General features: G+C 64.5%; 7 protein-coding genes. All 7 read left to right on the top strand.

The genetic code is table 11. The features are described from left to right. Positions 1-373 precede the first annotated feature (373 nt). The 7 genes from O6760_RS28025 (at position 374) to O6760_RS28055 (ending at position 23,420) form a co-directional block, all read left to right on the top strand. A complete protein-coding gene (locus O6760_RS28025) occupies positions 374-2,086 on the top strand; it encodes a Hint domain-containing protein (RefSeq protein WP_269582942.1) in 1,713 nt (570 codons plus the stop codon). A gap of 87 nt (positions 2,087-2,173) precedes the next feature. Then, complete coding sequence (locus O6760_RS28030) at positions 2,174-5,323, top strand: hypothetical protein (RefSeq protein ID WP_269582943.1); 3,150 nt, start codon at positions 2,174-2,176, stop codon at positions 5,321-5,323. Further along, on the top strand, positions 5,320-8,967 hold the full coding sequence (locus tag O6760_RS28035) for a hypothetical protein (protein ID WP_269582944.1): 3,648 nt from the start codon (positions 5,320-5,322) through the stop codon (positions 8,965-8,967). The genes O6760_RS28030 and O6760_RS28035 overlap by 4 nt, the downstream gene beginning before the upstream one ends. After that, positions 8,967-10,325, top strand: a complete 1,359-nt coding sequence (locus O6760_RS28040) for an MBL fold metallo-hydrolase (protein ID WP_269582945.1) — start codon at positions 8,967-8,969, stop codon at positions 10,323-10,325. The genes O6760_RS28035 and O6760_RS28040 overlap by 1 nt, the downstream gene beginning before the upstream one ends. Further along, positions 10,322-11,671: an MBL fold metallo-hydrolase gene (locus tag O6760_RS28045; protein ID WP_269582946.1), complete on the top strand. Its 1,350-nt coding sequence runs from the start codon at positions 10,322-10,324 to the stop codon at positions 11,669-11,671. The genes O6760_RS28040 and O6760_RS28045 overlap by 4 nt, the downstream gene beginning before the upstream one ends. Then, complete coding sequence (locus O6760_RS28050) at positions 11,668-19,131, top strand: LysM peptidoglycan-binding domain-containing protein (protein ID WP_269582947.1); 7,464 nt, start codon at positions 11,668-11,670, stop codon at positions 19,129-19,131. The genes O6760_RS28045 and O6760_RS28050 overlap by 4 nt, the downstream gene beginning before the upstream one ends. Further along, on the top strand, positions 19,128-23,420 hold the full coding sequence (locus tag O6760_RS28055) for a hypothetical protein (RefSeq protein WP_269582948.1): 4,293 nt from the start codon (positions 19,128-19,130) through the stop codon (positions 23,418-23,420). The genes O6760_RS28050 and O6760_RS28055 overlap by 4 nt, the downstream gene beginning before the upstream one ends. The last annotated feature ends 92 nt before the right edge of the window (positions 23,421-23,512 follow it).

The following is a 23,512-nucleotide window of genomic DNA, read 5'->3' on the forward strand; positions in this document are numbered from 1 at the left end:
CAGGACAGGTCTCCCGGACGCCATGGACCGAGCCGGATTTCCTCGCGGCAGTGACGCGATATGGAGACGTTGAACACCGCTTCCCCTGCCGCAATCCGCAAGAATTAGGTGTAAAAATACCCACTTCCATTCAAAGTTGACAGCCCCGCAACCCTCGGTCATAGTCTACCATAGGTTGCCATCAAGGATTTCAGGAACACAGGTCTGTCACAGACACCCGTCGCCTGCAGGATTGCGCGCGAGGGCGGGCTTTGTTGTGCCCTGAATGCCGAAGGCGACCGGTTTCGACTGCGTGCGTCAGGCTGACGGTATCCAACCCGCCTTTCCGTTTCGGAACGCCTTGCAGTTCAATTTCCAGGTTCCGGGGGGGAACATGACCGAGACTGTTTACGATTCACACGGTGCGCCTGTCGAACAATTCAACAAGGATCAACTGGCTGCCTGGCAGCACGTGACGGAGCGCACGGGCGCCGCCCGCAACGGCATTGCCACGCTCGATCTGAGCGATGACAAGGCCTTCGGCTTTCTGACCGACCGGTTCGGCGGCGATGAACGCCTCAAGGCCTACTTCCCTCAATTCTACAAGTCGCTGCTGACGACGCGCCGCCATCATGCCGAAGCCGGCCCGCCGGCCGGCACCACCCTGCTGGAACAGGACGACCCGGACGCCGAGAAGTGGCATCCCTATGTCACCATCAGCTATCTCAACGTGACGCCGGACAACAAGAATGTTCTCGCCCAGGGCATCATCACCCTGCCCAACGATGCCACGTCCGTCGCGATCTCGCTGACGCTCTACGACGAGATCGCCGGGAAGGTGATCGCCGAGGAGACCCTGCCGGCCCAGTACAACACCCTGACCCAGCAGATCGAGGCTGCCGGCCAGTTGGATGACATCGAGAACATGCGCGTTGTCGCCACGCTGGTCGCGACCTACCAGCCAGCCGGGTCGCCCTATACCATTCCGATCACGAAGGTTTCGACCCTCGACGGCTCCAGCGTGATCCAGCAGATCACGGTTCTGAACCCCAATCACAACAACCACCCGGAGCGCGACTACATCAAGGTCTGCCTCGGCCGCGGCGATATCAATACCGCCGATTGCGACTATATCTACAGTTACGGACGCCTGGACGGCAGGCCCGTCATCGGCGTCTCGGTCGAGGGCTATGCCCAGCTCGTGCAGGGGTTCACCTTTGCCGACCCCGCCAACATATCCGGCTCCTGCGTGTTGCGTCGGCGCTCGGCGGTCGGCGACGGCGCGACCGTGGCCTTTCCTCCCGACAAAATCCCGGATCTCACGTCGGCCTCGGGAACCGTGATCAACTGGAACATCGGGCCCGACTGGTTCCAGGGCGTTCCCTGGGACCAGAACCAGACCATCGATCTTGAATTCGTCTTGAACTTCGACATCCAGAATGTCGGGCTCCGGCACCTGTCGGTCACGTCGGTGCCGCCTGCGGTGGGACTGGTGCAGCCGACCAACATCGCCTCGATCGATCCGCTGCAATTCGTCTGGGGTTGCGTTGCCGAAACGACGCCGGTCCTGCTCGCCAACGGCGAGACTCGTGCCGCAATTGATATCCGCACGGGCCAACTGCTCGCCTCCCCGGACGGACCGATGGAGGTCGTGCGCGTCTGGCATGGCAGGGAAGACAAGCCGATGGCCCGGCTGATCACGTCCTGCGGCAGCAGCGCGCTGGTCACGGACGAACATCCGATCCTCACACCGGAGGGAATGCGCCTGCCGAAGGATCTGAAACCCGGGCAGGTCCTGAGCACCCGGGACGGCGAAACCACGCTCGCCGCTGTCGAATGGGCCCGCTTTGACGGACTGGTGATCAATTACGATCTCGCCCCTCCCGGTGAGGCATTCGACGCGCTGCCGGACGACCGGATCATCGGGTTCTATGCCGATGGGCTGGCCGTGGGCGACAACCGGATGCAGGGGCTCTGCGCCGATGCGGCGCGGGTCCGCCCCATACCGGCGCTTGCGGACTATCCGGCAGAAATGCGGCTGGACGTCCTCAACGGACGCCGCGCCCGGGCTGGCCTGCCGCCGGTTTCATCGATGCAAACCCTTTAGACCGGCCGTCCCCAAGGCGCATCACCCGCGCTGATAACGCCCCGCCGCAGGCGGGGCGTTTCCCCGATCTTCCTGCGGAGCTGCCCGATGACCGACGCATCCGACGCCACCACTCCCGTCCCGCCGGCAATCACCTCCGTTGCCTGCGAAGAGGGCATGCCGACGCCGAAATTCGTGCTCTCGTGGACTCCCAGAGACGGCTATACCGGCCCCTTCGACATCGTGGTCACGGCAAGCGGCGGCGCCAGTGTCCAGGGCACAGCGCAGGCCGGAGCCAATGCCGGCACCTGGACCGCTGACGCCGGAGCGATGCAGGAAACCGGCAATTACTACATCGCCGTGAAGCCGAGCGGCACGACGCTGTCGAGCGACCAGGTCTGGCTGCGCTTCACGGCGCCGACTGAAATCGCGACCCAGTTCGACGGTACCGTGATCGACATCGAGTGGACACCGGCCGCGGGCCCGCCCTCCAGCGACGTGTTCCTTCTGTTCACCGCCGGCACCTATTCCCAGGGCGCCAAGATCACGGCCGCGTCCGGAGCGCGTTTCCTGCCCGACCTGACCCAGGTGCCGGCGGGAACAGACTGGTCGCTCACACTGACACCGGAACAGGACAAGGCCACGGGCTTGCAGAGCGCCGCCGCGCCGGTCTTCTGGCAACGGCCGCCGGTCGATGCCCTGTCTCTGAATCCCGGTACCGGTGACGAGCTCAGCGTGACACTGGCGACCTCTCCTGGAGGTCTGCCGGCTTCGCCGGGATTTGTGGCGGAAATTGCCGCGCAAGGGACCGAGCTTTACCGCTCGGCGCCCCTGACCGCCACGACAGCCAACGGCAAGCTGGAGGTCACTGCCACGGTTCCCTCCCCTCCGGCCCCGCTCGATATCGGCCGGATCAACACCGCCGCACTGCGCCTTGCCCAGCTTGTGCCGCTCGCGGCGGGTGGCAACCGGACCAGTACAGGTCCCGCAGGTCTGCCGATCACCCTTCTGCCGACCCCGCCGGCCGGGCTGAGTGTCGAGACCTCGGTCCCGCCGCAAGAAACCGAAAACCGGACCGTTACGCTGACCATGGCGCCGCCCCCCGGTCCGGTCGCGGCGACCGGCGCTTCCTTCGTTACCAGCCTGACTGCAAATACGCCTGCGTTCGGCGCGGGCTTCACCAGGACAGTCACGCTGGAATCCCCGGACATCGGATCCGCGATTACCGCCACGGCGCGCGGCATGGTGGGAAATTCGCTCGGGTTGCAGGGGGCCGACATACCTGTTCTCACCAGCCTGCCGGTTCTGACACGGCTGGATGTGGCCGACGGCCTGCTGACGGCGGAGTGGAATGCGGTCGGCGATGCCGGCGTCACCGGCTACACGGCAGCGATCCTCGCCAACGGAATGACGGTCGCGGCCTATCCTGCCGGCACGACCACGGCCACGATCCCTGTTCCGGGCAGCCCCTTCAGCCTGCAGGTCCGTGCCGAGGGCAACAGCACACGCGGCCCCTTCAGCACACCGGCCGCCGCCATTGCCGAGGCGCCATCCGGGCTGAAGGCAGTGTTTGCGGCCACCGGGGCCGATGGCACGCTCAGCTGGAGCGCCGTGGACGGCGGCAATCACTACGTGGTCGAGATCTGGGCCGGCGACCAGATCGTCGAAACCCTGACCACCCAGGACTATACCGCCTCGATCGCCTTGCCCGGCAACCTCCTCGAACCGGGCGGCAGCTACCGCTTCACGGTTCACGCCGTATCGACGGGCGGCACGATTGCCAAGTCCGGCCCGCGCTCGATCCCGGCGCCGATCCTGGCCAGTGCTCCCGCCACACCCGAAATTGCCTGGAACGGGACGGAACTCACCGCCAGCTGGCCAGAGGTGACCGGTGCCTCGGGTTATGTCGTCAGCGTGCTCGAAGGCGGCACGGTGACCGGCGATCCGGTGCGCACCAGCGAACCGGCCATCCGGATGCCACTGGCCTATGACGCGGGCAAGACCTTCACGGTGACCGTTCAGGCCGCCAACGGCCCGACGCTCGGTCCCACGTCCCCTGCCGTGGCAGCCTTCACTCCGGGGCTCTATCCCGCGACCCCGACGGACGCGCCCCCCCAGATCCTGCCCTATGCAGCTCCGGCCATGACGGCCGAGGCCATCACGCTGTATTTGCCCGACCTCTTCGCAACCGCGCCTGATCCGGCCAACCTGCCGACAAACAATAGCTTCACCATGACGGCCGGGAGCGCGCCTTTTCCGTATCTCCTGACCATTCCCGCCGACAGCAGGGCCTGGACGTTCACCGCGGAGCCCCTGCGGTCGGGCGTCAAGACCGATTACCTGGACCTGATTTCGGCGCTCGAGACCCTGACCGCCACGCCAAGCGGAATCGCGACCCTGCAACAGGCCATCGGCCGTGCCATGCCGCAGACCTATGCCGAAACGCTCTACTACAATTACGGTTTCGTGCCCGACCAGGGCGTTTGCGACCTGCGTCCCGGCACGATCCTCCGGGTGGAATACGAGAACTACCAGTATGTCGGCGCCAATGCGGCGGACACCGCTTACCTGAACGGCTATGTCGGCACGGCGGTGGCCGAGTATCCGGTGGCATCGTATCTGGGAGGAGGCGCGCGCCTCAGCGGCCTCGACGCCTTTCTCGGACAGATCGCCAGTGCGGGCGGGGTCGACATTCCGACACCCTCGGCCAGCAGCGGCGGCGCCATGCAGGGTGGCGGCGGACTGGTCGACAGCTTCTACGCCCAGTTCCGCCGGCCGTTCCTGCGCATTGTCTATCCGACGAATTTCCTGTCGCAGAGCTCCCAGGGCTCGGCTTATCCGCAGAGCAATGCACTGCTTCTGGCGGGGTCCAGCTTCACGGTGCTGAACACCGCCACGCAGAATATCCGGGACACCGGCCAAACAGGGGCCGATGTGGCCGAGCTGTATTTCCGGGGTCGTACCACGCTGAGCGCCGCGATCGACGTCCAGCTTAACGGCGCGCCGCAACGGGTCTCCATTGCCAGCCCGGTCTCGGCGCTTCTGGAGCGCGGCGCAGCGCGGCCTCCGCAGGTGGATCTGCCGTTCAGCGGAGTGCGGATGACCCGAGCCACGGGGACGGCAGTCACGTCGGACGCCAGCGAATTCGACCTCTCCGCCGGACACCCCGTGCAACTGGGCTGGCAACCGGGTGCAAACGCCGCGTGGCTGGACCTGCCGTTGCTGCATGGCGATCTGGTACGGACGGAGCTGCCGTGAGCACGCCGGAGCCAAATTTCCAGCCGGTCGAAGGCACGCGGTACTACTGGCTCGACGGCAGCACGTCGCTGGCGGGATTTCTGGCAAATTCCGTCGGCGCGGCTCCTCTGACGCTCAGCCAGAGCTGGGCCGACCGGAACGGGCTCTACGTGTTCCTCGACGCGTCCCCGGACGACACCGGCACCTTCATTGCCGCGCTGGAGACCTGGCAAGCCGCGCAGCCGCCGAGCGCCGGCACACGGATTGCCTGGATCAGCGGCACCAACCTTCCGTTGGCCAACTGGCAGGTGACGGCGCTTGACGTTGTCCTCAAGGATGGGCAGGAGGTGACCCGCCAGCGCATGGATGTCGACTATGACGGCATGGCGCTGTCGGTGTCCGGCGGGGTCGGCATTGCCGTCGCAAGCCAGGAAATTGCCGGCGGGCAGACGTTGTGGGGCCTGCAGCTCAGCGGAGACCTGACCGCACAGGTGCTGGCCCCGGGGGGTGCGTTTGCGGCCATGAACGACGCCTTCCTGGCCATCAACACCGAAGGACTGGGGGCCTGGCAGTTCCAGATTGCCCTGGCGCCCCCCGTTGACAACACGCCCAGCGATCTCGCACGGCTCGGCGCCGGCATGCGGTTTTTCTCCAGCGACCCGGCCGGCCGGATCGAGGTCCTGGCGCTCGAGCCCCTTCGCCAGCTCGGCGCGGCCCCGCTTTACGTCCGGCTCGACCCCTTACGGCCTCATGTGCCCGAGCGCTGCTTCTTCAGCTTTTTTCCGCAGGATGGATCGGGAACCGGGTCGCCCCCGGCCTTCGCATCGGGCTACACCACCAAGAGCGGCTACCCCGTCTCCCTGACCGCCCTGGCCGGCAGCGGCGGCACCCCCGACGCGCGTCTGGTCTTTGCCACCGCACCGCAGACGGTGGGCGAAACCGGCCGGGTTCCGGTGCGGGTCTATCTCACCCCCGAGGGCGGGTTCCAGCCGCAATACGACGCCGGGGCGGGATCGGCTCGGGTAACCGGACTTCTTTGCGGCATGTCGGGACTGGAAACGCTCGGCCTCCCGGACGAGACGGACGCCAGACTGATCTTCCGCACCGCCGGGCCCGCCTTCGCGCCAAACCAGCTGGACGGCACCGCAAATGACGTTGCCGAGGCCCTGACCGCGCTCGGGACCACGGCATGGGTCTTTCCGGGCGGCACCGGCGGAACCGGCTATTTCGCACAGGCGGAGGATGCCCCGTTCTACAGCGCGGGAGCCGAAGGGTTTCTGAATTTCTACGACCTGCGCACCGGCACCCTGCCCGACGACGCTCCGGCCACCGCCGCTTTTCCGCTGGCTCCCTATCGCGGCGTGGCGCCGGACGCGGCGGAACTCGCAAAACGCCTGGAAGCCGCGGCCATCGCCCCGGCGCGGCGCAAGGCGGTGGGCCGGTTCCTGCCGCCGGAAGACGGCGGCGATGCATTGGCCGCCACCACCGAGGACGTTGCGACCCCGCAAGGTCTGATCGCCAAGGTCAGCAGCGACGGTTCACCCTGGCCCTGGCTGGCCATGGGCAACAACACCGGCGCCGGCGAGCCTGATATCCGCTTCACCTCGATCGGCGAGAAGTTCGCGCGCGAACTGCAGACCAATCATCTTTTCATGGTGCTCGGCAATGCCGATCTCTTCATGCAGCACGCCTCGGTACCCTACCAGCTGACGGCCACCACGCTCGGCATGATCGAGACCCTCCCCGGAACGCCGGTACCGGTGTCGGTTGTCAACGCGGTGCGCAACCTGCCGAACGGCGCGGGGCTCAGGCTGTATCCGGACGAGACCGCTTTCGACGCGATGCTGGAACAGGCCGAGGCCGACATGCCTCTGGATCAGAAGCGGATCTTCCAGCGCCATGCCGGGCAGCTGATTGCCCGCATTGGTGGCTGGAACTTCCAGCTGTCGCCGCGCAACTGGTCGAATCCCGACCGCGTCGGCGCCGAAAACGCCTTTCTGGTGATGAAATACACCGTCGGGCGATCGCTTCGGGACCTTGTCCGTGACATTCCCGCCTGGGGCTGGCCCGAGGTTTCGGCGCCGACCGAAGATCCCGTCATCGCCCAGCGTGCGATCCTCGAGATCATCCAGGAAGCCGAGGTTTCGGTCGTCTCGCTGCTGGCAACCGGCGCCAGCGCACCAAAGGCGGAATTTCTGCGCATCGTCGACGATCCCAACTGGACCGGAGTTCTGGCGCTTTCGGTCGATGTTCCGCTCAACGCGTTGCCGCCGGCCCTGCAGCCGCTGGCCGCCGGTGTCGACCCGTCCCTGTTTTACGCCCATCACCTGGGCTTGACGGTAACGCCGTTCTCCTCCGCCGGCGGCACGATTTCCGCCGAGAAGACCGCCAGCTTCGGACTGATCGACTATCAGAATCCGGTCGACCAGTATTTCTCGTCCAACATTCCCTTCGCCTTCCGTGTGCTCGAGCTCACGGTCGGTTTCGAAAATGCCACGCTGACCAGCTTTTCCAGCAAGGTCGAGCTCATGATCAACCGCCTGTTCGGCGCCTTCACGCGGCTCTATCCCTCCGAACACGGCAACAACATCATTCTCGACGGTGTGTATCAGAGCCAGCGCCAGGCCAACGGCCAGACCCAGGACACCTATGTCTTCGGCATGCGCGGCGACAGCCGGTTCCAGCTCGACACCGGTGCGTTGAAGGAGGTCAAGGTCACCTCGACGCAGATGGTCACCGTCAAGCCGCCGAACCAGGCCGCCGCCGATGCAAACGTGACGGCCGTATTCCAGCTGGCCGGCGCGCTCAATTTCGAGGAGCCCCCGGAATTCGATCCGTTCTGCTTCGGCACGCCACCACCGGAGATCATATCACCCGGCGGGACCGGCGGCCCGCTTGTCGAGGCCGGGCAACCGGAGAGTGCCCTGCGCTTTTCGAACCTCGCCATCACCATGACATTTTCGCTGTCGGATCCCGAGGATGTCCGGTTCACCGTCGCAGACGGCAACATCGCCTTTGATCTTGCCGGCAGTCTTGCACGCCCCAATTCATTGATCGCGCGGTTTCCCGTGCACCTGACCGGGCTGATGACCACACCGGACCCGCTGTTGTCGCCGGACGCCAAGCCTGTCAGCGCCGAGGAACGCGGCTTCGTATCCATCAACGCCCCGATCCAGCAGGGATTGCTGGGCGAACCCTGGTACGGGCTGGTCTACCAGATCGACCTCGGCAGCCTGGGGGCGCTGGCCGGCAGCGCCGGGCTCAGCGTCCGCCTTCTGGCCGCCTGGAGCCCGGCAACCGAGGACAGGTCGGCGGCAGTCTTCGTCGGCCTGGCCCTGCCGGGCGTCAAGGACGCGCTGGGACTGGACCTGCCGCTTCAAGGCATCTTGAACCTCGGCTTCCGCACCATCGAGTTCCTGGCCTCCGAGGATGCGGACGGCCGGCGCAGCTACCTGATGCGGCTCAGGGATTTCGGACTGCGGGTTCTGGGCCTCTCCTTCCCGCCCGGGCACAACGACATCACGCTCTTCGGCAATCCCAACCAGCGGTCCAACACCAAGCTCGGCTGGTATGCCGCCTATTCCAATGGCAGCGACGGCGACGGCCGCTCCGGCCGCCAGTCACTCGCCCGGCTGGACCGCCCTCCGCGCGGGGAGACGCAGTGATGAACAAGCCGGCCCCGATCAAAAAGACAAACGACCTGTCCAGGCCTTTCGACGTGACGGATATTGTAAACGCCGACCGCGTGGAGCTGGTCGCCTTGTGGTGTGACCAGGGCATGGCCCACCTGATCGAGGTCTACGAGAAAAACACGGGCAGCACCGCGCCTGCCGGACTGGTTCTGGTCGATTTCGGCACGGATGTCCTGTTCAAATCGAAAGTGCTGAAGGCAGAGCTGGCAGCACCGGCAGTAGCCTACGTCGTTGACCGTCTGCAGGCGCAGGTGGATAACCGGCGCGCCCCCTTCCTGGACGGTGTCATTGTTTCGCACCAGGACACCGACCACTGGAGCCTCCTTCAATATCTCGTCGATGAGGTCGAGGACAAAAGCTGGGCCGGCCAGTTCAAGGTTGGCAAGGTTTTTCGCGGTGGTTCGGACTGGGGAAAGCGCGCCAAAGACACGCTCGACAACCTGGTCAAATACGTATCAAACAGGAACAGGGACTACGTTCCCTGGACCGAGAACACCTCCAACTACAGCGACCCTGGCCCCAGAAAGAAGGTCATTCTCAGGATCGGGGACGTTCTTGTCCGCCTCCTGACCGTCAATGCACCCGTTGCGTCCAAAAAAATGGACATGAAAAAGAACGGCACCACCGCGGTGATCGTGGTTGAGTTTCAAGGGGTCAATTGGGTCCTGCCGGGTGATGCCACCTGGGAAACCCTGCAGGACGCCAACAAGATCCTCAAGAAAGCGAAAGACAGAGGCGTATCGCCATTGCAGCCCTGCTTCGTGCTGTCTGTTCCTCACCACGGCTCACGCAGAACCATCGTTCCCAATGACAGGGCCTTCGATCTCGATTTCACGATTGCAAGGACATTTACCGGATATCTGGAACCCCAATCGACGATCGCGAGTGCGGGGATCGTGAACAGTTACAAGCACCCCTACAAGGACGTTCTGGCGATCTTTTCCCACTACGTCACCTCGAATGCCAACTTGCCGCATTCCATCGTCTATTACGTCAACGACGGGCGGAAATGGGAGAGCGAGGACACGACACGCTTGGTGTTCACAACTCAGCTCAACCTGGACCATCCCATCAAGGTTGCCGATTGGCGCTTTTCGCTCGACAGCAACAAGTCCCCCGCCATTACATCCAAGATCTTTGACGGCATTACCAAGGAATACCTCGCCAGAAGAGCCGAAGAAGACGAAACGATGGACATCGACGATGTCTTCCCGATGTCAAAGGCAATGGCAGCCGAGATTGCCGGGATGCGGTTCCGCTCAGCAAGAACCGCCGCGGCCTCGGGCCCTGTCCGCCGCGTTGTCGCCATGGCAAGAGGGGGCATGAAATGACACGCTCACGCCCCCAGGCTCAAGACCGCAATCTGGCCAACCTGATCGACGCGCCCGATTTCGACGAGGCCGAGTTTGTGGCGCTCGCAGCCCTCTGGAGCGATCAGGGCATGGCCCATCTGGTCGAGGTCTATGAAAAGGGATCCGACGGCACCACGCCCGCCGCACTGGTGCTCGTCGACTTCGGCACCGAGACAATGTTCAAGTCCAGAGTGCTGAAAGCGGCGCAGGCGGCCCCCGCCGTCGACTACGTGATTGCCCGGCTGCAGGATCAGGTCAACGGTGGCCAGACGCCAAAGCTTGATTATGTCGTGATTTCGCATCAGGACACCGACCACTGGAGCCTTTTGAACTACCTCGTCGATTCCGTCGAAACGCAGGATTGGGCGGAGCACTTCAAGGTCGGCAAGATCTGTCGAGGGGGATCGGACTGGGGCCAGAGCGCCAAGGCCGCCCTGAGCCGGCTGGCCGCCTATGTCGCCGACACGGATACCGACTACGTTCCCTGGACCAAGAACGAAACGAACTACGACAACCCCGACGGAGATCCCGGCCAGGTCTTCAATCTGGGTGATGTCTATTTCCGCTTGCTGACGGTCAATGCACCGGTGTCATCCAAGGGGATGGACCTGAAAAAGAACGGCACCTCGGCCGTGGTGGTGCTGGACTACAAGGGCGTCAAATCGGTGCTGCCAGGTGACGCAACCTGGGAGACCCTGAAGGACGCCAACAAATATCTCAAGAAATGGGCCAAGAAGGAAAAGACGCCGATGCAGCCATGCTTCGTCTTGTCGGTTCCGCATCATGGCTCGCTCAGGACCATCGTACCCAACCACAAGGCGACCGAGCTTGATTTCGCGATCGTCCGGGCGTTCACGGAATATCTCAAGCCCAATTCCACTGTCGCGAGCGCCGGAATCAAGAACGGGTTCAAGCATCCATACCTGGAGGTGCTGCTCGAGTTCTCCAAATACGTCGAAACAGACTTCAATCTCATGCACGACATCGTGTTCTTCTCCAACGAGAACCAGGATTGGGGCAGCCTTGTTCTGGCCGGTAAAGTCTTCACGACGCAATTGACACTAACGTTGCCGATCCAGGTTGCCGACTGGCGCTTTGCGCTCAACAACGACGGGCAAACTTTCATTACACCTTACATTTTCGACGGCGTAACCAAGGAGTACCTCGCCAAAAAAGCCGAAGAAGAAAGCGAAATGGACACCGGCGATATTTTCCCGATGTCGCGGGAACTGGCGGTGGAAATTGCAGGGATGCGAGTTGAGACCGCGAAGGTCGATAGTCCTGTCCGCCGTGTCACCGCCAGGCCCGGGGCCGGTGCACCATGAGCCTCCAGGCGATATATCAGGCCTTTCAGGCAGCCGCCGCCAGCGGCCAGATCGATGGCAGCCAGCTTGCACTCCTGGGCACACTTGTGGGCCAGCTCGGCCAGACCAGCCTACCGCTCACCGGCGGCCGGGCGAACCTGCGTGGCTCGACCGCGACGCTTGAGGGCCAGACACGCTGGCGCAACACGGACTGGTCGCTGACGATCACGGGAGACGAACAGGCGGGCAAGGACCACCTGAGCCTTGCCATGCGCGCAATCGTCCCTGCCGGACCGGCCTGGACCTTCGGCACCGCCTTCACCGGTTTGCCTCAATCGCGCGTTCTCTCGGAAAGCGTCGGTGGCGGTCTGGTCCTCGGCCGTTCGCTGATCGCGGATCTGCCTCTGACGCAGGTTCAGGCCACCGCGGAGGCAACCGAAGGCGCCGATCCGCCTCTGGCGCACCTCGGCGGCTGGATGCCCCTGACCGGAACGGTTCTGGAGCAATATGCCTTTTTCATCGGTGCCGGGCCGCTGTGGACGGACGGAACGATGGACTTCACGCAGGGAAGCGGTCCCGTTCTGATACTCGACTGCGCCACGCCCTCCGCGCCACTCGATTTTCCGGGCATGAGCATCCAGAAAATCGGGGTGCGGCTGCGCAACGACCTGCCCGACGAGTATTCGCTGGACGAAACCGTTCAGCCGCTTTCGGTCATCCAGATCCTGTTTGAAACCGCGATCAATACCGGCAGTGAAACCATTGTCACCGTGACGGCGCCACTGGCGCAGGGCGGCAGTCTGTGGCCGCTGGAAGCGAATATCGAGCCGCCCTTGACGCTATCGGACGGCATACGCGGCCTTCTGTCGATCTTCCCTGGAGCCACGATCTCGGACTTCAAGCTGCCCGAGGGCATCGCTCCGCTCGATGCCTTCGGCATAAAGGAGCTTGAATTCGGCGTCACACCGCCGGTGGGTTCGATCCTGCCCGGCATCGAATATACAGCCGTCACGATCCAGTCGACCACGCCATGGGACGTGCCGGTACCGTTCCTGACGCTCAAGGATGTCGGCACGCGCTGGCTGTTCAACTGGGGCGACCCCGTACCTCTGATCACCGGAAGCATATTCGGCACCATGGTCTTCGGCGAAGAGGGCCAGGGCTCGCTCGGCGTCCAGCCTCCCAACGTGCACTGGCGGCGTGGCGGTTCTCCCGGGCCCGCCATCCTCGATGACGAGGGCAACACTGTTGAGCTCTTTGTCGAGGTCGGCCTGCCCTCGCTCGACATCCAGGCCAAGACCCTGGAACCCATCTCCATTGATCTCGGCTCCGCGATCCAGGCCTATTTTCCCGGCGCGGCGCCCTATCTGCCGACAACGTTGAAGGTGATCCGGGTCTCGGCCAACGCCTCGATCCTGAACCAGATCTACGGGGCAAGCCTCGTGGTGGGAACCGACTGGGAGATCCCGATCGGAAATGTCGGGTTCACGCTGGACAATATCAACTTCTCCGTGAATGTCTCGCAAGCAACGCTGACCGGAAACCTGAACGGCTTTTTCGGGGTCAATGTCGAAGGCGATCAGAAGGCGCTCCTGACCGCCGGTGCACTGCTCAGGCCCGACGGGCACTGGAACTTCCACGCCGGGCTGGCCGACGGCACGCTGAACGTGCCCCAGTTCGCCTTCGCCTTTCTCGGCACGAGGCCGCCGGAATGGTTGACCACTATTGCCAATCTGGAACTGACCCGGCTCTATGCCGAAATCAGCACCGAGGACGGTTTTCCCTACGAATTCGAAGCCGCCTTGTCGGTGAGATGGGACGTGGATGTGCTCGGCGGCCTGAAACTGTCACTTGCCGCAGAGACGGAAGTGAGCCGCTACAAGGCTGAAAGCGACAGCGACCTGGTCACGCTGGAGGCGCTTTCAAGGCGTGGCATCGACCCCGAGGCGATACCCAGGGCGCCGGGGCACTGGCTGGACCATGCCAGGCTGGAGGCCGACACCCCGACCATGGTCTATTCAGGCCGGGTGCAGGGCAGCTTCGGCATCAACCGGATCCTGGTCACGCTCGGCGTTTCCTATGTGCGGCAGGAACTGACCTATCTCTTCCGGCTGAGCTTCGACAGGTTCACGCTCGAAGCCAGGACGAGCTGGATCGGCGAAGGGTCCGACCGCCACCAGATCCTGACCGTGCAGCTTTCCGGCGTCACGCTGGGCGGGATGGTGGAGAGTTTCGCCCGGCTTGCGAACCCCAACCAGAATTATCGCCTTGAGCCGCCCTGGGATTTTCTGAACAAGATCGATCTCGGGCGTTTCACCCTGATCCTCGATCCGCGCGACCAGGCGGTGACGCTCGACTACCGCATCAATCTCAATCTCGGCTTCGCGCATCTGAAATCGGTCGGCCTGCGCTACCAGCGCTCGGAAGGCCAACCGCAGATCAAGTTCGAGCTCACGGGCAGCTTCCTCGGCAAGACCTACGACCGCACCGCTGGCAAAGAACCGCTCAGCTGGGATGCGCTCAACGACAGCCCGCCCGAGATCCCCGGAGCGGGACAACAGCTTGTCGACCTGCGCTATCTGGGCTTCGGCCAGCATGTCGAGCTGACCGGCGTCGTCCGCCAGGACTCGATGGCCGATATCATCGCCAAGATGCAGGACCAGCTGCGGCCGATCGCGGATGGCGCGGTCAATCCCCTGGACCAGCCAAGCGGCAGCCAGTTGAAGTTCAACGAAGCGCGGCAATGGCTGATCGGCCTCGACATCACCTTGATGGAGACCGTCACCGCCAAGCTGGTGATGAACGATCCGGTGCTCTACGGCGTGCTGATCTCGCTTGCCGGTCCGACCGCCGGCACGCTGTCGGGTTTCAGCTTCGAGCTGATCTACCGGAAGATCAATGACGACATCGGCATGTTCCATGCACGCCTGCAGGTGCCCGAAATCTTCCGGCGGCTGGATTTCGGCGTCATCCAGATAACCCTGGGCGTGATATCGGTCGACATCTACACCAACGGCAATTTCCTGGTGGATCTCGGCTTCCCGCATGACCGGGATTTCTCGGTTTCCTTCGGACTGACCTACGGCATTTTCCGGGGACGCGGCGGCCTCTATTTCGGGCTCCTGAACGGTGCCACGTCCGAGCGGGTTCCCCGCATCACCAACGGCGAATTCAACCCGGTCCTGGAACTCGGTGTCGGGGTCGCAGTCGGGCTGGGGCGTGAGGTCAATTACGGCGTGCTGGCGGGCGGCGCCTATATCGAGGTTCAGGTCCTCTTCCAGGGCGTGCTCGCCTGGTTCAACCCCGACAACGCGTCCGATCCCAAGGCGATGTATTATCTGGCGCGCGGCACGGCGGCTGTGGAAGGCCGGCTCTATGGTCGCGTCGGCTGGAAATACGCCGGTGCAAGTGTCGATGTCGGCGTTTACGCCTCTGTCACCCTCACTCTGGAATCCCACAAGGCGACGCTGATCGAGGTCAAGGCCGGGGTGTATGTGACCGCCAAGGTGAAGGTGCTCTTCATCAAGTTCAACTATTCCTTCAGCGCGAACATCAAGCTGGACTGGACCGTCGGCTCCGACAGCAGGACCGTCTGGAAACTGGCCGACAGCCGGCAATCGGCGGCCTTCCTGCCCGCCGACCCGCGGCACCGGCGGCGCCGGGTCGCGCGCAGGCGCCCGGTTCAGCTTGCGCGCCAGCTGCATGCCCGCCGGATCGCCGCACGCAGGGGCGACGGGCTCGCGGAGCTGCTGGCCGCCGAAGCTGCCCCTGCCATCGATGTCTGCGCGGATTACCCGCTGACCTGGACCCCGGATCAACCCGTCTTTCCCGACGGGCAGGTTCATGACGTTTCTCTGCGGATCACGCCCGGACTGACCATTGCGGACGTTCCCGTTGACTGGACCGGAACCACGCCGCCGCCCAACAGCGATCCCGCCTACCGGCTGGTGATGATGCTGTCGGCGGATTCGGCAACGCCCCCGGATGCGGAAACCATCGCCGAGACCCACCGGCAGACCGCAGCCCACTCGGCCCAGGCGGAAGACGCCTCGGACATGGCCTTCAGCGTCCTGATCGAAGCCATGTTGCGCTATTCGGTTTCCTCTCTCGGTCTCTCGCCGCAGGACAGTACGGTGAGCGCCGGTGACATGGCCGAGCTCGCCGCCGGGCTCGACTGCGCCCAGACGATCGACCAGGGGTTCAGCTTCGACGCCCTGTCGCTGCTGTTCGGCAAGAACCTGCTTTTCAAGCTGGCCGGACCGCCGCCCACGCTGGTCAGCGGGGTTGCGTTTCCGATGCCGCCGGTGGTCGAATGGACTTCGGACGACCTTCCCGACCGCGATTTCTGGACCTACCAACCGGTCGACGCGACCTATCAGGCGGGAATTGCCGCCTATTACGCGCAGCTTGATCCCACGGACCCGGCCTACAGGCCCGCGCCGAAACTGGTCAGGCAAGAGGAAGACGGCGACAGTTTCGCAAGTTTCATTTTCCGCGACTACATGGCCCAGATCGCAAAGGCAGGTGTCGAGGCCGCGCAGGGCCTGATGGCCGAGTTCCCCTTGCCGGTTCCCGCCAATGCAACGCTTGCCGGCCTTGCCGGCCAGTTCCCAGATTTCGAGACCGGCTATGCGGTGCATGCGGGAGACACCGTCGAGACGGTTGCCGAACATTTCGGCATTTCCGTTCAGGAACTCCTCGCCCTGAACCCGAACCTTCCCGCAGAGCTGGCAGACGCCGCGCCGGGCGATGTGCTTCAGATCCACCTGGGTGTGACACCAGAGAGCATTGCGGCCGACAATCCGACCTGGCCGCTGGCAGCCGACAAGACACTTGCCGCCGCCTATCTGGAAACCCAGGCGCGTGAGGGAGAAACATTGACCGCTCTCGCGGAGCGCATGGATACCACGCTCGATGCCTGGCTGCAGACGCCCACGCTGCTGGCACAGCCTGACATGTTGCGGACTTCTGCCGAGCTCACGGTCGACACCCTGGTCTACGACAACCCAAACGCCCTGCCGCTGGTGCAGGTTGCGGCGGTTTTCTATACGCGGCTGCCCGTTGGCGGAGATTACCCGCATGCCGACTGGTACGCGGAAAGCATTGCCGCGCTGAATCCCGGCGTGATCGACGCCTATGGTCCGCTGCCTGCAACGATCAACGTGCCTTCCGCCTATGACAGTCAGCAGGCGCAAAGCTGGACAACGCTGCCCGGCGACACGCTGCAGCTTGTGGCCCGGACCGTGGCTCTCTTCGAAAACCTGGTCGCCGGCAGCGATTTCGACGTCTATCTGCAGGCTGTTACCGCGCTCAACCCCTCCTACAACGGCGGCCCGGTGACCTTGCCGGCCGCCAACGTGCCGATCCTGCCGGACCAGACGCTCGAAACCCTGGCGGAGCGCCTCCTGCTTGTTTCCGGTTCTCCGGCGACACCTACAGCGGCCTTTCGCAGCCTGGTCGCCGGGGCCGACATTCTGCAGCCCCTCGCCAAGGTTCCCGTAACCGACGCGATCCTGACCACCGGCTCCGGGCAGACCATTGCCAGCTTCGCAACCAGCTTCGGGCTCAGCAACGAAGATGTCGGCCATCTTGGCGCCGAAACCGCCGGCTTGCTGGTCCCCGGCTCCAACGACGAAGACACCCTGATCCTGCAGGGCGTGCCCGCGATCGAACTGAACACGCTTGTCGCCTTTATCCTGGCCGGCGCCCCGGCCGCGACCATTGCCGGTCAGGTCTCGCGCCTGTCCATGCATGCCCAGCGCATGCCCGCACCCGAACTCAAGGACGGGCACTATCACGCCACGGGCCCGATGACCGGGTTCTATGAACTCCTGGGCCAGCAGGTGACCGGCATTGCCCCGGCACCGGAAGACCCGCCGGAAACCGTGCGGGCCAGCCTGAGCCTGTCACTCTCACAAGACGTGAGTTGGTTCGAATTTGTCGAAAGCAGCGCGATATTGGAGACGGACGACCTGGCGGCCCTGGCGGCCGCGGACCCCAACCTCCTGATCCGCAATCCCGGGCTTGCCGTACCGGGCCGCTTCCGTCCCGGACTTGTCCTGACCGGCGAGGAAGCCGGCAGCCTGACAGTCGAGATCACCGAAGCGATGCTGGCGGACTATCCCGCCACCGGTCTGGCCCCCGACTTCGTTGCAGCGCCGCGCGCAATGCCGGTCTTCCGGGAGACGCCGGTACAGCATCCGTTGTCGCATGAAACCCGCTGGCAGACACCCGAGCCGCCCGTCCTGCCGGCCTTTTCAGGTCCTGCACCGCGCTCCGGAATGCCCAGTTTCTGGCCCTTCCCCGGAGAACTGACACGAAAGGCCGCAGCCGCCGGCGATCTCGACTGGAAACTGATGTACGCCGATCCGGCCAAGGGATCGGATGCTCCCGAAACCGAGATGCAGAATTATGTCTGGGCCAGCCTGACCGGGCTGCGTATCCGCACCGTGCCCGGCCGCCCCAACACCTATGAGCTCATGGGAGCAGATGCCGCCGGGACCGCCCGGTTGCTGTCCGCCTGGCAATACCTTCAGGCCAACCCGACGGAGACAGCGTCGCTGACCCTGCTCTATCAGCTTTCCGAAGCCTCCGGCCTGCCCGAGGGGCTGACGTCGATGCCCCTCGACGACGCGCAGACCTATCTCGTCAAGACCAACCTGTCGACCAAGACCCGTTCGTCCTCGGCCATGGCTGCCACCGGCAGCAGGAACATCGAACCCGACCAGCTGTTTGCGCCGATCGGCAGCCCGCTCGCTTTCCTGCGGCTGCTCTGGGAGGCAGGCACCGTGGGCGGCGGCGGCTACTGGCTGGAGATTACGGACACCACCGGTGCCGGGCTGCCCTCGCAGATCTTCGGCAACGAAGGCGGCGCTGAAATCTCGCTGCTGCTGACCCTCGGCAGTCAGACGGCAGCCGAGCCGTCCCGCCGCATTCTCCCGTTCAACACATGTGCCCTGTTGCGCGATCCGGTCGACTCGGCCGCCACGGCGCTGTTCGTCGAGGCGGCAAACCGGGCGGAACTGCAGCGCCGGGCCACCGTTGCGCCGGGCGAAGTGGGCTTTGAATTCACCTTGAACACTCCTCCCGCCACCGAACCGGAAACGCCGGAGACCCGGCTCCGCGATCTCTACAATCTTGCAGGGTACCAGTTGATCGAGACGACGACCTTTGAGGGCTCGAACCAGGGCGCGTCGATCGGACCGCGTACGCCGGACAATGCGGAGGGCACCGGTGCGGGCAATGACGATGAATGGCATATCCAGCAGGTCGTGCCGATCCGCAACTTCGCAAAATCCGGCTCTCTGCCGGTGGTACCGGGCCTGCCTCTGCCGGGCAACGACCCTTACGCGGGCATTTCCTCGGGCACCTCGCCCGCCACGCGGCCAACCACGCAAGTCGCGCTCTGGTTCCATGATGTCTATGGCAACACCACCGCATCCACACAGGCACAGACGCAGTCGCAGGAGGACCGGCCATGACTGAGCTTCCTCCTCCCCCGCGCCGTCACCTGGAAGACGGCGGCGACGGCCTGCTGACCATCCCGGTCGGCTATACCGATCCGCTGATCCCCCTTCTCGGCTGGCCCAGCACCACGGCGCATTTTACCGTCAAGTCCGCGCAGCAGGGTGCGTCCATCGCCATCGAGATTGCCTCCCAGGCCGCCGGGCTCCTGCCCGGCCCCGCCGACAACGGGTCAACCTCCGCGACCGCGGCGGGTGACCTGAGCGAGCGGTATGCGCTGATCTACTATCAGATGGCGCAGCCCGACGTGACTGCCTGGGTGACATCCAGCCTTCAGCAGACCGAAGGCAGCGATCCCGACAAGCTTGCCGTACCGGTAGAGGCGCTGCGCGGACAGGCAGCCGCGAATGCCGCTTTTTGCACCAGTGCCACTCGGCTTGGTTCCGTTCATCCGGATCAGGGCGAAAGTTCCACGCTGAACGACCTCGTGTCCCGATACGGTCTCGACTGGGAAACGCTCGCGCTTTGCAACGGCACCTTGCCGATGAGCGCAATCCTGGCCTCCGGTAGCGTCGACATACCCGTTTTTGCGATCTTCAAGGATTTGGACAGTGTTGCAACACTGCCCGGTGTGAGCGATCCAGCCGGCGTGCTTGGTGACCCGGACAACACGGCGCTCCCCCTGCGCCAGGGTACCGAACTCGAGATCCCCGCGCGAGACGAAACCGTCGACCATGCCGATGCCAGGCTCGACGATCTGACCACAGCCTGGAAAGTCACGCTGGCAAGCCTTGTCACCGCGAATGCCCCGACCCGGGAGCTGCTGGCGCCAGGGTTTGTCTTTGCCGCCGAGGGCATCGAGATAGAGGTTCCCGCCGGCAGCGAGGCCGACGCGGTGACCTTGAATGACATCGCGGCCGAGTTCACGGCACAAGGCGTGCCCTTCGATGCCGTCATGGCAGCCGGAGCCAACGCGGACAAACCGGGCATGTTCCGGGAGAATGCCGTGCTCAGCGTACCCGGATATCTCGCAAGCGGGACCGAGACACTTGCATCGAACAGCTCGGGCGCTTCGACCGCGGACCTCATTCGCCTCAACACCGACACTCAAAATCTCTTCCCCTCCGGTGCTCCCGTTTTCCTGAGGGTTGAAACCCGAACGGATGCGCAGGACATCCCCCTCGGACAGCTGGCCAAGCTCAGCGGGGTCTCGGCCGCCGACATCTTGCGGCACAACGCGGCCGCCACCGTCGCAAACTCGCCGGGTCCGGCGATACCCGGGCTGGTTGCCCTGCCTTCGACCGCCGACGCCCTGCACCTGCCGTACCGTATCGGTTCAGGCCTGACGCTCGACGACATCGCGAGCCGTTTCCTGCCGCTCGGCACCGGCACGCCAGCCGAAGGACTTGTCCTCGCCAATGCCGCTCTTCCGGGCACCGTTGACGGCGGGCAAACGGTCTCGGTGGACGGACAGGAGATCGAAACCAGGACCGGTGACAGCTTTGCCGATGTTGCCGGCCGTGGAGATCCCCCCGTCACGCTGGAAGCCCTGGCCGCCGCCATCGCCGGCCAGGCAAACATTCTCGCCGTCGGCGGGCTGCTGCTCTGTCCGGCCGGTCAATTGCAAGACACTGGATCAGGGGTCACGCCCAGGGACGCGGCCGACCGCTACGGTCTGACCCCGGCGGCTTTCCTGTCGGCCAACGCGGCCACCCCCGGACTTCTGGCCGCCGACCAGCAACTGGTGGCCGGGCCGACCCAAACCGGCAAACATGTGACCACCGTTGCCCATGACAGCCTCAATGCCGTGCTCGGCCGGTTTGCCCGCGCCGGCGTGACAACCACGATCGGCGACATCGCCGAAGCCAACAAGGACATTGCCTGCCTGTTGCCGGGCGCACATGTTCTGCTCCCCCCTCCTCCTCTGCGGCTCGATGTACCGATCGGTGCGAACGGCTGGCGGTTTCCAGGCGTGATATTTCCACTCACCGTCACGCTGACGCTCGGACGTGACCCCGATCTGGTCGATCCCGCCTTCCTGGCTGGCGGAGCCGCCGCCTCGCCGGTGGCGACAGCGCCGGCCACCATCGCGCCGCACCGCAGTCCAGGCCCGGCCGAGGGCGAGGATGGCGCGGTGACGCTGTCGGCCTTCGCAGCGGAACTTGAAACCGCCATTGCGGGCCTGCGCGTCGCCATCGGGCACAACAATGCCACCGGTGCGGAAGATCTCTGGTCCGTCTCCTTCACCAATCCAGGCGGCATCACCAAAATGGACCTGACCGCCTCCTGCACCGTGCCGGGAACGACAGGACCACAACCGCGCAGCTTCGCCCTGCGGCCGCTCTCCAACACACTGGAGGCCAGAAAGTCGGTACCGATCCAGCCGTTCGATCCCGCCACCGGCCTGCTCGGACCGGCGGACAACCAGGACTACCAGGGGATCGACCTGCAGGTCTGGGCCGAAAGCTTTCTTGCCGATCTCGACCTGTTCCTGACCGCCCCTTATGCAACGGCCGCTTACCAGGTGGCCCCGGCCGCGCTGGCGGCAGCCTTGAATGCGAAGGAAACCCTTGCTGGCGCCGTTGCCGACGGGCTTTCCACCGTCTTTGCGCTCGACCAGGGCGGCAACCCGGACACCGGCAACTGGGCCGCCGCACGTGAAGAGTTGCGCCAGGAACTTCTGATCCGCCTCGCACGAGCCCGAGAGACCGCCGCCATTCTGCAATATGACGCGGTGGTCGAGAGCCCCTCCGCGGCCGATGACGCCCGGCTGTCCGGCGCCGCCCGGATCGACAACGACAGCGGCGGCGGCGATGCCGCATGGCGCAAGGCACAGGTCAGCAACGCGAAAGCCCCTTTGAAGACAGGCACCTGGCCGGTTTCCTTCATCTTCTTCGTTCCCGACCTGGCAGCACAACGGTCGCTTGAGCTGACGCTGGACTACGCGGTCAACGAACTTGAATTCGGCATCGAACCGATTGCCGAGGGCTATGACGCTTCTCAGTGGCTGAGTTTTGTGCATCCGCTCGACCAGCCGGCACCGGCGGGCGTTTCAACTGCCCTGGGCAGCCCGTCCGTCCCCATTCCACTGCGCAGTTACCCGGGATATGCCGCCCTCATCGAGCAGCATGCGAAGCTGGCGGAAGATCCTCAGTCCTATGAGGCCGCGCTGCATTGGTCCTATGTCTTCACCTATTCCCATGACAGCGCCGCGCAGGACCAGATCCGCTTCGAGGTCGCCTTCAACCTCCTGCCTGGCGCCAATGCCAAGCAGGACGAGGGCGAGGACATTTTTCCGCCACTGGCCCAATACGCGGCCATTGCCGATCAGATCTGGCCCGAGATTGCCACCCTGACGGATCTGCCGCCGGCCACGGGAACCGTGCTGCAGAACACGCTTACCACCTTCTCGGGCCTTGCCGGTTCCATCGCTTCGGCCTGGGCCGCCCATTGGGGGGACGACGGCGACACGCCGCCGCCGGACAGCGAAAGAAGCGCCCTGGGCGGGCCGGTGCCGGAGAGCTACGAGTTCTCCGCCTCCCTGAGCAGCGCGGTGGTTGACGGGCACGCGGTCTACACGACCCTCACCTTGCAGCGACTTAAGGCCGAAGGCGATGTCGGCTGGCCCGAGATCGAAGTGGTGCGCCCCGATGGCAAGCATGTCACGCTGACCCGGCAGGACCCTGACGGGCAAACCTGTACCTACCAGTTCCCCGGCGACACGGCCGATCTGGTTCCTGCGTTCGTCCAGCTGGCCTTTCAGCTGTCCTTCGGCGGGCTGCATATCGCCAACTACCAAAGCGCAACCGCCAGTGTCTGGGTCGTGCGCAACCAGGACCTACTCGGCTCCGGCGGTCCGAGCACGCGGGACGCGTTCGTCTATCGAACGCCCGCCCTTTCCTTCCCGGAACCCCTGGTTCCAAACCTGATCAGCTCCGCGCCGCTGGATATCGGAGACTGGACAAGCGATCCGGCCACCAACCCGCTCAACGCCATCTTCGAGGCGATCTTCGACGGCAACGCCCAGGCACGCGACATCTCCATCGCGGCGCGCTATGGCTATACGCTCACGGGTGGAGACAACCCGATCCGGACCTTCCTGCCGGCGACCCTGCATCCGCGCTACAGCTATTCGGGTGTGGCCCCCATCGTCACGGCCGTCGAAACCTGGCAGAGTGCCAACAACCCGGCCACCACAGGTGCGCTGTGGGGGTTTTCGATCTCGCTCTATTCCGCGCTCGACGAAGCCCTGAACCGGCCGATCCTGCAATTGACCGCGCTCTATTCCAATATTCCGGAAACCTGACAGGGGTGATTTCCTCCAGCCAGCGATACGTCAGGCCATGGCCCGGAGCATCCCAATTCCGGTCGGGTGCCCGAAAGGTGAACGCGGCTCCG

The organism is Roseibium sp. Sym1 (assembly GCF_027359675.1).
Lineage (GTDB): Bacteria > Pseudomonadota > Alphaproteobacteria > Rhizobiales > Stappiaceae > Roseibium.

Bases quoted from the DNA above. Each gene is read 5' to 3' on its own strand.
- O6760_RS28025 (WP_269582942.1), top strand. From the start codon at position 374: ATGACCGAGACTGTTTACGATTCACACGGTGCGCCTGTCGAACAATTC.
- O6760_RS28030 (WP_269582943.1), top strand. From the start codon at position 2,174: ATGACCGACGCATCCGACGCCACCACTCCCGTCCCGCCGGCAATCACC.
- O6760_RS28040 (WP_269582945.1), top strand. From the start codon at position 8,967: ATGAACAAGCCGGCCCCGATCAAAAAGACAAACGACCTGTCCAGGCCT.
- O6760_RS28045 (WP_269582946.1), top strand. From the start codon at position 10,322: ATGACACGCTCACGCCCCCAGGCTCAAGACCGCAATCTGGCCAACCTG.
- O6760_RS28050 (WP_269582947.1), top strand. From the start codon at position 11,668: ATGAGCCTCCAGGCGATATATCAGGCCTTTCAGGCAGCCGCCGCCAGC.
- O6760_RS28055 (WP_269582948.1), top strand. From the start codon at position 19,128: ATGACTGAGCTTCCTCCTCCCCCGCGCCGTCACCTGGAAGACGGCGGC.